This is a genomic window from Actinophytocola sp. (assembly GCF_036378875.1).
GTDB lineage: Bacteria > Actinomycetota > Actinomycetes > Mycobacteriales > Pseudonocardiaceae > Actinophytocola.
The window spans coordinates 1-11,589 of the sequence record NZ_DASUVO010000133.1 but is presented as its reverse complement, the minus strand read 5'-3'; the positions used below and the strand labels follow the sequence as shown (position 1 = coordinate 11,589).

Sequence of the window (11,589 nt, the reverse complement as noted above, 5' to 3'; positions counted from 1 at the left end):
CGGAGGCCGTTCCCGCCGCAGGCCGTTCCCGCCGCAGGCCGTTCCCGCCGCAGGCCGTTCCCGCCGCAGGCCGTTCCCGCCGCAGGCCGTTCCCGCCGCAGGCCGTTCCCGCCGCAGGCCGTTCCCGCCGCAGGCCACCCGAAACTAGCCACAGCGGCCCCAAGCCACTGGAATCCGGGCCATCGCGCCCCACTCAGCGGAACCAAGCTAAAGGCGTCCTGAACCTGCCTGGCCAACTGCGATCAGCAGGGCGCCATGTGTCCGGAGTGGGTCAGTCCTCGCGGCGGCGTCGGCGGCGGGGGCTCGCGTCGCGGCCGTGGTTGGCGAGCAGTTCGCTCACCGAGCGGCCCGAGGCGTGGGAGCCGCCTGCCTCGTCGGTGCGCTGCCCCACGGTCTCCTGCCAGGACGGCTGTCCCTCGGCTCGGCGGCGGCGGCCGCCGCCCTCTTCCTGGGGCTGCTGCGGGGGCTGCGGCCTGAGAGGTGGCTCGAAGCGCAGGACGGCCGAGTCCTCCACGCCGTTGCGACGTGGCGGCTCCTGCTGCGGCACGTTGACTCGGCTGCCGGGCTCCGCTGCCTGCGGCGGCTGGTTGTACTGCGCGAGCCAGTCCGCCTGCTCCGCCGTGGTCGCGACCGGCGCACCGGGCCTCGGCTGCTTCTCCCACGACGGCCCCCACTCCTGCTCGCCGTCCTCCCAGGTCCCGGCCCGCGGTTGCGGTGTCTCTGCCGGGCGCTGCGGTTCCTGGCGGCGGGGCGGCTCTGCGCGGCGCGGTGCCGGCGGTGCCGCGCCTGCCAAGCCGTCCGGCACGAACCAGCGGTCGGACACCTCCGCCGGGTGTGGCTGCTGTCGGGTGACGGGCTCCGGGCGTGGCGTTGGCGCGGGCTTCGCCGGTTCGGGAGTCGGTCGGTCGGGGCGGCGCGGCGCCGACGGTGGGCGGGAGTCCGCGACGCGGCGCGGGGGCTTCTGGGTCGTGTCGCGGATGCGTTCGATCAGTTCGGTCTCCGCCTCGCGGATGACCTGCGGCACCACCATCGGCTGCGCGGCCGGGAGATGCTTCACGTCGTGGCGGACGGCGATGGAACGGTCCTCGCCCAGCGAGCGCATGCGGGTGGACTCGGCACGCAGCGCGTAACGCTCGACCAGGAACTCGCCGCCGAGCAGTCCTTCCAGTGTTTGCCGCAGGTTCTGCATCTCGGCACGTAGTGCGGCGAGGTCCTCGCGAGACGACTCCTCGGCCTGCCGTTTGGCCTTCGCCTCGACCTCGAGCTCGTACTCACGACGCGCGGCGATCTCGCGTTCGAGCTCCAGCTCGTAGATCTCCTGCCGTTCCGCGACGACATCGCGTTGGTCGGTGACCTGCCTGCGGTACCGCGCCGCGAGAAACGCTCCGCTGAGCGCGGCCCACAACGCCGCGACGATGCCCAGTCGCAACCACTTCTGTTCGTCGGTCAGCACGAGCAGCCCGGTCGCGGCGGCGGCGAAGACGACGGCGCCCACGAGCAGCACGCGCCCGCCTAACGAGGCGGCCTCGGGCCCGTCGGAGGGGTCTCGGCGGGCGTTCATGGCCCATACCGTACCGGTTCGTTATGTGGTCGAGACCATTACGATTCGGAACAAAGATCAACCGCTCGCGCCGGAACTACGCTCGGGAGGCTGATTGTCCTGGTCACGAGGCGCTCGGCAGCACCATTCGAGCCACAGAGCAGCCGCAATCAACAATGCGGCACACGTCACACCGACCACGGCGCTGCGGAAGTCGCCGGCCGCGGCCGTGATCTCCGCGCGACGCGGGAGCACGTAGCCGAGCACGCCGAGCCAAGCGCCGAACATGATCGCGCCGAGCACGGACGAGGCCTTGGCGAGCGCGACAGCGCGGGCGGCGGTGAGCGGTTGGACTTCCCGCTGCGGGTTGCGGATGCGGGATCGCAGCCACACACCCAGCCATGCCTCGATCGCGCCGAGCACGAGCAGCGTGACACCGGCGAAGGTCGGCAGCGGCGGCATCTGTCCATAGAGGACTCGCACAAGCAGGTAGGTCAGCGCGGCCGCGACGAGCCCGGTGAGGACCAGATCCCGGGCCCGGGTGAAGTGCATGACCCCAACCGTACTTGACTCTCCAGTAACTGGAAGGTTGAACATGGCGAACATGGGGCTCCTGACGATCGGCGAGCTGGCCAGGCGAACGGGCCTGACCACCCGCACGATCCGCTTCTACTCGGACGAGGGGCTGCTGCCGCCCGCGTCCCGCACGGACGCCGGCTACCGGCTGTACGACGGCGCGTCGCTGGCCCGGCTGGAGCTGCTGCGGACGTTGCGTGAGCTGGGCCTGGGTCTGCCGGACGCGTCAGCCGCACTGGCGGGTGCCGAGTCGGTCGCCGGGTTGGCACAGCGGCACGTCGAACTGCTGGATGAGCAGATCCGGGTGTTGCGGCTGCGGCGGGCCGTGCTGCGCGCGATCGCCAGGACCAGGACCGAACTGGACGGGGTACGACTGATGAAGGAACTGGCGTCGATGACCGACGCGGAGCGCGCGGCACTGATCGACGATTTCTGGGACGAGGTGACGGCGGGGTTGGACATCAACCCGTCGTTCGACGCGGGCATGCGGTCGGCCAAGCCGACACTCCCCGACGACCCGAGCCCGGAACAGCTGGAGGCGTGGCTGGAGCTGGCGGAGTTGGTGCGGGACAAGGACTTCCGCGCCCGCATCCGTGCGATGAGCGAGGCACACTCGGCGGCGCGGGCAGCCGGCGAGTCGATGGACGAGCCGTTCTCGGCCGTCAAGGACCGGTGGCAAGGGTGGATCACGCGGGCCACCGCGACGATCGAGGCTGGCGAGGCACCGTCGTCACCGGCGGGCCAGGCACTGGCGGCGGAGATCACGGAGGCGTTCGGCCAGCCCCCAGCGAAAACCGCGGACGAGATCGCGACCGGCACCGACACGCGGGCCGAGCGGTACTGGCAACTGATGGCGACGATCAACGGATGGCCACAGTGGCCGGCGCAGGCCCCGGCCGCGGAGTGGATCGTGGCCGCACTACGCGCGAACTGAGTGCGTCGCGCCGGGAAAGGTCGCTTGTGGACAGCAGTCACAGATGCTGGCTGCTGTTCCGCCTTTGATGGCTCCGAACCAGGGCGTCCACACCGATCCCCAGCTGATCTGCTTGATCCAGGCTGGGTCGACGCCCACCGGCCGCGCTTTCGCCGGGTTCGAGATGCCGGGCCGTTGGCCTCCGGCCCCCTCGAACCACGCTACGGCACGGGGGTGACACTTTCGGCGCTTCGGGCGCTGGGGGGACGGTCACTGTGGACAAGTAGGGAGGTTGTGGACAACTCGCCCGGGAATGATCTTCGACCGTCCGGACTGTCGGCGGTCGCGGCTAGGCTGGAAATCGGGGGGCCCCCGGGCGCGCGAGTGGACCATTCGCTCGGGTTGGGCGGGTGAATCCGTTGCCGTTTGCCGTTCGTGGGGCCGGGATTGTCGGTGTGCGCCGGTAGTGTGGAAATCGGGGGGCCGGAGGCCGCGCAATCGATCGGAAGTCGGTCAATCGTCCGGAACTGGAGCCTGTCAATCGGAGTCGCGTGAGGACCGCAGACCTTGCGTTCGGCGCCGCCTGGTGTGAGGCCATTTCTGGCCTCGGGCGACACGCAAGCCGCACTGGCTCAGTGTTTCAGGGTCAGGTCCGTGCGTTTGTGGACGTCTGAGCGGTCCTTCTCCGGGAGGGCTGCGAGCAGGGCCGCGACCGAACCGTGGCCCGGTACTTCCGCTGTCGGGTCGATCGCCAGCCACGGGATCAGCACCGTTGCCCTCGTTGGGGTGCCTGGGTGTGGCAGCACGAGGTCAGGATGGTCGCTCGTCACGCCGTCGACCGTCACCACGTCCACGTCCAGTGTTCTCGGGCCCCAGCGCTGCTCTCGGACCCGGCCCGCCGCGGCCTCCAGTGCCTGTCCTCTGTGTAGCCAGCCCCATTCGTCCACGGACGGGGACCGGACCACCAGTATCGCGTTGAGAAAGTCCGGCTGGTCCGTTACGCCCCATGGGGCCGTTTCGTAGACCGGCGAAACCTTTTCCAGCACGTCGCACATACCGTCCACTGCGGACTGAAGGTGGGCCAGGCGGTCGCCCAGGTTCGAGCCCAGTGACAGGACCGCCCTTGTCATCCCAAGCGCTTTCGTGAGCGGCGGACCGTCACCGCGACGTCTTCGAACGTCAGTGGGATCGGGGCGCTCGGTTTGTGGATCGTCACCTCGACGGCGTGCAGGCGAGGGTCCCAGCGCATCAGGTCCTCGGCTGCTTCCGTGGCCACCGTCTCGATCAGGTCCCTGGACGGGCCGCCGACGATGGCCGCGATGCGTGACGCCAGCTCACCGTAGTCGAGGGTGTCGGCCAGTTTGTCTGTCTCCGCGGCCTGCGCCAGTTCGAGCCACACCGTGGTGTCCACCAGGAAGTCCTGGCCGTCTTGTTTCTCGTGGTCGAAGACGCCGTGGTTGCCCCGGACGCGCAGGCCCGTCAGCGTGATGCGGTCAGCCATGGAGTGCCTCCACGACCTTCACCGCGTCCAGCGACCGGCGCACGTCGTGCACCCGCACTCCCCACGCACCCGCCGCCGCCACCAGTGCCGAAATGGCAGCCGTCGCCTCCTCACGGCCGTCCGGCGACCGCGGCACGCCTTCCTTGTCCGCCAGCAGCGACCCCAGGAATCGCTTCCGTGACGCGCCGACCAGCACCGGGAAACCCAATGCCAGCAACGCGTCCAGGCGACGCAGCAGCGCCCAGTTGTGTTCGGCCCGCTTCGCGAAACCCAGGCCCGGGTCCAGTACCAGCGCGTCCGTGGACACGCCGGCGGCCAGCGCCGCCTCCACCCGTGCCGTCAGCTCGGCGCGGACATCGGCCACCACGTCGTCGTAGGTGGCGAGCGAGTCCATGTCCCTCGAATAGCCGCGCCAGTGCATGAGAATCCACGGCACACGGGCATCCGCGACGACCCGCGCCATGTCCGGGTCGGCCAGGCCGCCCGATACGTCGTTCACGATCACCGCGCCCGCCGACAGCGCCGCCTCCGCCACCTGTGCGCGGGTGGTGTCCACCGACACCGCGACACCTGCCGACGCCAGGCCCTCGATCACCGGCAGGATCCGGGCGATCTCGACATCCGGGGCAACGCGGTCGGCGCCAGGGCGGGTCGACTCGCCGCCGATGTCGATGAGGTCCGCGCCGTCCGTCCACATCTGCATGCCGTGGACGAACGCGTCGTCCAGGTTCAGGTAGCGGCCGCCGTCGGAGAACGAGTCGGGGGTGACGTTCAGCACGCCCACCACCGCGCAGCGGCCGGGGCGGGGCAGCGCGCTGATCACTGGGAGCGCCCGTTGATCAGGGCGAGTGCTTCCGAACGGGACGTCGCAGACGAGCGCAACATGCCACGCACCGCGGATGTCGTTGTGCGGGCGCCTGGTTTGCGGATGCCGCGCATCGCCATGCACAGGTGCTCGGCCTCGACCACGACGATCACGCCACGCGGGTCCAGCTTGCGGACTATCGCGTCCGCGATCTGGGAGGTTAATCGCTCCTGCACCTGCGGGCGCTTCGAGTACAGGTCGACGAGCCGCGCGAGTTTCGACAGGCCGGTCACCTTGCCCTGCTCGTTCGGGATGTAACCGACGTGCGCGACGCCGTGGAACGGCACGAGGTGGTGCTCACACGTCGAGTACAGCGGGATGTCCGTGAGCAGGATCAGCTCGTCGTGGCACTCGTCGAACGTCCGCTCGAGCACCTCGTCCGGGTTGGTGTACAGACCGGCGAACATCTCGAGGTATGCCTTGGCCACCCGTTTCGGGGTGTCCTGCAGGCCTTCGCGGTCCGGGTCCTCACCGCACGCGAGCAGCAGTTCCCGGACCGCCTTCTCAGCCCGTTCCTGATCGAACACCGACCCGCCGGGGTACAGCGGGCCCCGCTGGGACCCGTTCACCGTCACAGCCTCTGCCTCCGGTCGCAGTTCGGGTCCCCGCGTTCGTCAGGACCCCTCAGCGACCACTATCCCATTCGGGACCGTCACGCCGGTCGGTCCCGTCCTGCCGGTCCTGTTCGGACGGACGCTCCGGCTGGTCCCACGACGGGCGCCACGGCTGCTGGTTCGTGCCCTGCGGCGTCGTCGCCGGGGTCCACCCGGGCGGGGCGCCATAGTTCGGCGGGCCGGCGTTGCCCTGGGACTCGTAGTGCGGGTACGGAGGGAATCCGCCAGGACGCGGCGACGGCTGTGGAAGCCCGTTCGGGCCCGCGCCATTGCCACCCGGCGGCTCCGGGTTGGAGTGTGGCGGGCCACCCGGCAGGTCGGCGCCGCCCGGCGCGGTACGCACCGGCGTCGGCTCCTCCTCACGGACCGGAGGCCACGGCTCGCCGCGCTCCTTGGCCAGCTCGCCAGGGGTCTTGATCGGCGGCTTGTCCGACGGGGTGCGGCCACCGAACTCGTTGAACGCCGTGATCCTTGGCCGCTTCTCCACGTTCGCGAAGATCCGCTCCAGGTCCTTGCGCTGCAGCGTCTCCTTCTCGAGCAGCTCCATCACGAGGCTGTCGAGCACGTCGCGGTAGGTGTTGAGCACGTCCCACGCCTCGGTGTGCGCGGCCTCGATGAGCTTGCGCACCTCCTCGTCGATCTCGTGCGCGACCTCGAGCGAGTAGTCCGGCGCGTGGCCCATCGACCGGCCGAGGAACGGGTCGCCCTCGTCCTTGCCGTACTTGACCGCGCCGAGCCGGGCGGACATGCCGTACTCGGTGACCATCGCCTTCGCGATCTTGGTGGCCTGCTCGATGTCGGACGACGCACCGGTGGTCGGCTCGTGGAACACCAGCTCCTCGGCCGAGCGACCGCCGAGCGCGAACACCAGGCGCGCGATCATCTCCGAGCGGGTCATGAGCTGCTTGTCGTCCTCGGGGACGACCAGCGCGTGCCCACCCGTGCGACCACGCGGCAGGATCGTCAGCTTGTACACCGGCTCCAGGTCCGGCATCGCCCACGCGGCGAGCGCGTGCCCGCCCTCGTGGTAGGCCGTGATCTTCTTCTCCTTCTCGGAGATGATCCGGCTCTTGCGGGCGGGACCGCCGATCACGCGGTCGACCGACTCCTCCAGCGCGACACCGTTGATCGCGGTGCCGTTCGTGCGCGCGGTGAGCAGCGCGGCCTCGTTGATGACGTTGGCCAGGTCGGCGCCCGACATGCCCACGGTCCGCTTGGCCAGGCTCAGCAGGTCGACCTCGGGGTCGAACGGCTTGCCCTTGGAGTGCACCTCGAGGATCTTCTTCCGGCCCATCAGGTCCGGTGCCGACACCGGGATCTGGCGGTCGAAGCGGCCCGGGCGCAGCAGCGCCGGGTCGAGGATGTCCGGGCGGTTGGTCGCCGCGATCAGGATGATCCCGCCACGCGCGTCGAAGCCGTCCATCTCGACGAGCAGCTGGTTCAGCGTCTGCTCACGCTCGTCGTGCCCACCGCCGAGGCCGGCGCCGCGCTGGCGGCCGACCGCGTCGATCTCGTCGACGAAGATGATGCACGGCGCGTTCTGCTTGGCCTGCTCGAACAGGTCGCGGACGCGGCTCGCGCCGACACCGACGAACATCTCGACGAAGTCCGAGCCGGAGATCGAGTAGAACGGCACCCCGGCCTCACCGGCGACCGCGCGGGCCAGCAGCGTCTTACCGGTGCCGGGCGGGCCGTAGAGCAGGACGCCCTTCGGGATCTTCGCGCCCAGTGCCTGGTAGCGGCCGGGGTTCTGCAGGAAGTCCTTGATTTCGTACAGCTCCTCGACCGCCTCGTCGGCGCCCGCCACGTCGGCGAACGTCGTCTTCGGCATGTCCTTCGGCAGCTGCTTGGCGCGTGACTTACCGAAGTTCATCACGCGGTTCCCGCCGCCCTGCACGTTGTTCATCATCCACATCAGCAGGATGAGCAGCAGGCCGAGCGGGATCAGGAAGATCAGGATCTGGGTGAGGAAGTTCTCCTGCGTGACCGTGGTGTTGAACTCGGTCTTGTTGTCGATCTGTTCCTCGAGCTGGCGGTAGATGTCGCCAGTGGCAGCGGCGGGGAACTGCGTGATGATCTGGGTGACCCGCTGGCCATCCTGCTCGATCGGGTCACGCAGCGTCAGCTTGAGTCGCTGTTCCTTGTCCTCGAGATCAGCCTTCTCGACGTTGCCGGCGGTGACCTGGGACACCGCCTTCGATGTCGGCACCTCCGTGTAGCCACGGGTGTCGTCGAACAACATGCTGATCAAGAAGTAGAGCAGCAACACCACCAGGATCCACACCAGCGGGTTGCGAAGCAGGCGCTTGCGGTCCATCAACTTACGGCCGCAGGCGCGGCCCGACCCTCCCTGACTGCATGTGTTACCTGGCCGGACGAGGCACTCCGGTCCGTCCAGCGTACCGCTCGTGGTTGAACCCCCACTGCGCGAAGTACACGTGTGGGGTTCTCAAGGGTCCAACGGAAGAAGGGACGAATCGGTTCCCGCGGTGTCCGTGCAGGTCAGGACGTGACCTCGCGCACCATCTCCCCGATCCGGTGCCGCAGCGTGGCGGCGTCGGCCGGCGCGATGGTCACCCAGTCGTTCCTGGACTGGGTGAGGTAGCGGCCCGACTCGTTGTCGAACCACGAGAGCACCGTCGAGCGGCGGCGTCCGCGCATGTCGGTGCGGCTGTTGGCCGCGATCTGCCCGCCGCGCTGGTTCGGCATGGCGGTCAGCGTGGCGTACGCCTTGCGGGTCTCGAGGTCGCTGGCCCGCGCTCCGCCCCGCCCGCCGACCGCTGCCAGCTCTTTCGCCGGTAGCGAAATCGAGGTCTCGGCGCCTCGCCGGGCCGGTGGCAGCATCCCGACGATCGCGGAGACCAGGCCGTCCCTCGGGATCGGGCGCAGCCGCAGCCCGTTCTTCTGCTGGATGGCCAGGACGGCGGCGCCCCGGCCGGCAGCGGCCAGGGTGAGCACCGGTTCGGCGCCCGCCTCCGGGATGAAGACGGAGTCGACGCTCAGGTCCGCGTTGGCCAGCGCCAGGAGCCAGTCCTCCAGCTCCGGCTCCAGCCGGCCGCCACGGTCGAGCAGCTGGTCGGTGACCAGCTGCTCGCGGATCCGCTGCCGCAGCATCGCGCGGCTGTCCACTGTGGCGCCGTGCGAGTGGATCTCCAGCGGGTAGGGCGGCTCACCCGCGTCGAGCGCCTCCCACAGGAAGTCCAGTGCGATGGGGCTGATCAGCCGTTCACGTTGCACGTCAGTCGTCGCCCCCGATGACCGGCGGAGCGGTCAGTGCGTCGCTGCCGAAGGTGCTCTCCGGGTCGCCCTCGACCAGGTACGCCGGCCGCTCGTGCTCGTCGTCCTCTTCCTTGTCGCCCTTGCCGCGCGGGGCGCCCCCCATGCCGCCCGCACCACCGCGACCCGCGGCCGAGCCGGTCGGCGAGAGGCTGCTCGGGGCGAGCCCCTTCGGCGTCGCACCGGCGTTGGCGCCAGGGCCACCGCTGGCCGCGCCACCCGCACCCGCGCCGCCGGGCGAGCCGAAGCTGCCGAACCCGCCGCCGAAGCCACCAGCGCCGGGGCCACCGCCTGGCCCGAACGTGCTTGGCGTGGGGGTGGTCGTGTTGGGCATCGTGTAGCCGGACGCGCCGGTGCCCATGCCGGGCATCGGGGTGTAGCCGCTCTGGTCGGTCTGGCCGTTGTTGTCGAACAGGCCGGGCGCGCTGCCGTTCGGGCCGGCGGAGCCCGTGTACTTGCTGGTCGGCGCGCCGGTCGTGGTGCCCGTGAATGGCGTGCCGGTGCCCGTGCCGGGGATGGCGACCCTGCTGCTGGTGAAGCTCGAGCTGCTGTTCGAACCCCCGCCGATAGTCTCCTGCGGCGGGACGAACGACGGCGTCTGGGCGTCGACCGAGCTCATGGCCTGGGTGTAGGTGTTGAGGTAGGAGATCTGTTCCTTCTTGACCGCGTCGGCGGCGTCCTTCTGCGCCTTGAGGTCCTGCTGCATGGCCACGGGGCCGCCGGCGAGCATCGCGTTGAGCTGCTGCTGCTGGTCGAACTCCTTGGCCGGCGGGAGCTTGCGCACCTCGGTCGCGGCCACCGACTGCTGCGACATGCGCACACCCATCAGCTGCGCGGTCTGCCCGGCGACACCAGCGGCCTGGGCGAGCGGGGCGAGCGCACCCTTCGCGGAGTCCGCCGCGGCGCCGGACCAGGCCCCGTCGAGACGCGAGACGGCGTCGAGAAGCCCGTTGGCGGCCTCGGCGAGGCTGTTGCCACCGTCGTTGAAGGCCCGCCCGAGATCATCCGCGGTCGACGGGCTGTTGCTCTGGGTGGCGAAGTTGTAGAGCTGCTCGCTGCTGTAGCTATCCCAGTTCGGGGTGTCCCCGATGACCCGGTCGTCACCCATCCGGACCTCAGGGGCCAGCTCCTGGGACCGCTGCGTGTTGATCGAGTTCTGGATGTCCTGTGTGGAGGACCGGTCTTCCTCCCCCATGCGGTTCATCGTCCGGCGCGTGTCAGCAGCCTGGTCGCCCGCGTAGTCGTGGGTGTCGTAGTGCTCGTTGTTCGGAGCCATGTCTCCTCGCCCCCTTACTGGTCTTTCACCCTGGGAATGATCAGGTTCGCCAACTGGTTCGCCAGGTCACAGGCCTCGTATTTGCCTTCACCGGCAGACAACGGGCCCGCACTGACGCCGAGCAGCTTTCCGCTTGGCAGGTCGACCAACACCTGGCAACCCGGAGGGTCCGCTTCGCGCGACTGCACGCCGGTCAACCCGTCGATGGTGGTCGGTGTGTTGGTGACGCCAGGCCCGGTTGCCACATTCGCCGACGTCAGGCCGGGTTGATAACCGACGATCAGGTAGGTCTCGTTCTGCCAAGTACAGATGTCATGACCGTCGGTGATGCTGTTGCCCTCTTCGCCTTCCGCGGAACCGCCCAGTTGTTCGGCTTCCTCAGGCGCCAACAACTCACACAGACGAGCCAACGAGTAGTCGGGTTCCTCGGGCTCCGAAGTGGACTCAGAGGACGGTTCTTCGGAGGGTTGCGAGGAGGTGTCCGTCGATTCCGGCTTGCCAGCCGTGGCGCTGTTGCACGCCACGGCGGTGAGCACGGTGAAACCGAGAAGAACCGCGACCAGGCCTTGCCTCCTGACAGGAGCCACTATTGCTGCGTCCTGTTGTACGTGGCGGCGTGCAGGTCGTCCTCGTCCACGTAGTTGTCGATGCACTGCTTCAGCGCGATCTCGGCCTTCTCCGTCTGGTCGAGCAACAGCGTCAGCACCGCAACGAACGAGTCGTCGCCGTCGTAGCGGCCCATCGACTTCCTTGACATCGCTTGACCAACGGGGTTGGCGCCCAACTGAACCTCAGTCGCGGCCCCACCGCTGCCACCCTGCCTGAGCAAGACCGTCAACTCGTCCTTGACCTTGCCGATTCGGCTCAGTGCGTCGGCGGCCGCGTCTGCTTCGATCGAGACCTGGCCTGCCATCGCGGCGGCGCTGAATGCGCTGACCGCGCCTCCGATTGCCTCGTACACCCTTGTGCTCCCCGGTTGTTCCCCGACGCGCACACCCCTCGCGTGCGGCGCGTGACAGGTGTCGAGG

The 11,589-nt window shown here is 69.4% G+C and carries 12 protein-coding genes; 1 reads left to right on the top strand and 11 read right to left on the bottom strand.

From position 1 onward, the window contains the following. Positions 1 to 271: 271 nt before the first annotated feature. Together VF106_RS38935 and VF106_RS38930 are read right to left on the bottom strand one after the other, a co-directional pair. The gene (locus VF106_RS38935) at positions 272 to 1,561 is read right to left on the bottom strand and encodes a DUF6779 domain-containing protein (protein WP_330845007.1); all 1,290 of its coding nucleotides are present in this window, start codon (positions 1,559 to 1,561) and stop codon (positions 272 to 274) included. Between the two features lie 57 nt (positions 1,562 to 1,618). Next, complete coding sequence (locus tag VF106_RS38930) at positions 1,619 to 2,092, bottom strand: DUF3180 domain-containing protein (protein WP_330845006.1); 474 nt, start codon at positions 2,090 to 2,092, stop codon at positions 1,619 to 1,621. A gap of 43 nt (positions 2,093 to 2,135) precedes the next feature. Between VF106_RS38930 and VF106_RS38925 the strand changes: the two genes are divergently transcribed. Continuing rightward, positions 2,136 to 3,050, top strand: coding sequence for a helix-turn-helix domain-containing protein (locus VF106_RS38925; protein WP_330845005.1), 915 nt, complete (start codon positions 2,136 to 2,138; stop codon positions 3,048 to 3,050). Positions 3,051 to 3,661: 611 nt separating this feature from the next. Here VF106_RS38925 and folK read toward each other — a convergent pair. From folK to VF106_RS38880, 9 genes are all read right to left on the bottom strand, one after another. Next, positions 3,662 to 4,159 carry a 2-amino-4-hydroxy-6-hydroxymethyldihydropteridine diphosphokinase gene (folK, locus tag VF106_RS38920; protein WP_330845004.1) on the bottom strand — a complete coding sequence of 166 codons (498 nt, stop codon included), beginning with the start codon at positions 4,157 to 4,159 and terminating at the stop codon, positions 3,662 to 3,664. After that, positions 4,156 to 4,530 carry a dihydroneopterin aldolase gene (gene folB, locus VF106_RS38915; protein WP_330845003.1) on the bottom strand — a complete coding sequence of 125 codons (375 nt, stop codon included), beginning with the start codon at positions 4,528 to 4,530 and terminating at the stop codon, positions 4,156 to 4,158. The genes folK and folB overlap by 4 nt, the downstream gene beginning before the upstream one ends. Further along, complete coding sequence (gene folP / locus VF106_RS38910; RefSeq protein ID WP_330845008.1) at positions 4,523 to 5,350, bottom strand: dihydropteroate synthase; 828 nt, start codon at positions 5,348 to 5,350, stop codon at positions 4,523 to 4,525. The genes folB and folP overlap by 8 nt, the downstream gene beginning before the upstream one ends. Continuing rightward, a complete protein-coding gene (gene folE, locus VF106_RS38905; protein ID WP_330845002.1) occupies positions 5,350 to 5,964 on the bottom strand; it encodes a GTP cyclohydrolase I FolE in 615 nt (204 codons plus the stop codon). Before folE ends, folP begins: the two co-directional genes overlap by 1 nt. A gap of 55 nt (positions 5,965 to 6,019) precedes the next feature. Continuing rightward, positions 6,020 to 8,326 (bottom strand): ATP-dependent zinc metalloprotease FtsH, encoded by a 2,307-nt coding sequence (gene ftsH / locus VF106_RS38900; RefSeq protein ID WP_330845001.1) that lies wholly within the window; start codon positions 8,324 to 8,326, stop codon positions 6,020 to 6,022. A 185-nt stretch (positions 8,327 to 8,511) separates the two neighbouring features. Continuing rightward, positions 8,512 to 9,246 carry an ESX secretion-associated protein EspG gene (locus tag VF106_RS38895; RefSeq protein ID WP_330845000.1) on the bottom strand — a complete coding sequence of 245 codons (735 nt, stop codon included), beginning with the start codon at positions 9,244 to 9,246 and terminating at the stop codon, positions 8,512 to 8,514. Between the two features lies 1 nt (position 9,247). Then, positions 9,248 to 10,561, bottom strand: a complete 1,314-nt coding sequence (locus VF106_RS38890; protein WP_330844999.1) for a hypothetical protein — start codon at positions 10,559 to 10,561, stop codon at positions 9,248 to 9,250. Between the two features lie 14 nt (positions 10,562 to 10,575). Next, positions 10,576 to 11,097, bottom strand: a complete 522-nt coding sequence (locus VF106_RS38885) for a DUF3558 domain-containing protein (RefSeq protein WP_330844998.1) — start codon at positions 11,095 to 11,097, stop codon at positions 10,576 to 10,578. 50 nt (positions 11,098 to 11,147) lie between these two features. Next, positions 11,148 to 11,522 carry a hypothetical protein gene (locus tag VF106_RS38880; RefSeq protein ID WP_330844997.1) on the bottom strand — a complete coding sequence of 125 codons (375 nt, stop codon included), beginning with the start codon at positions 11,520 to 11,522 and terminating at the stop codon, positions 11,148 to 11,150. Between the last annotated feature and the right edge of the window lie 67 nt (positions 11,523 to 11,589).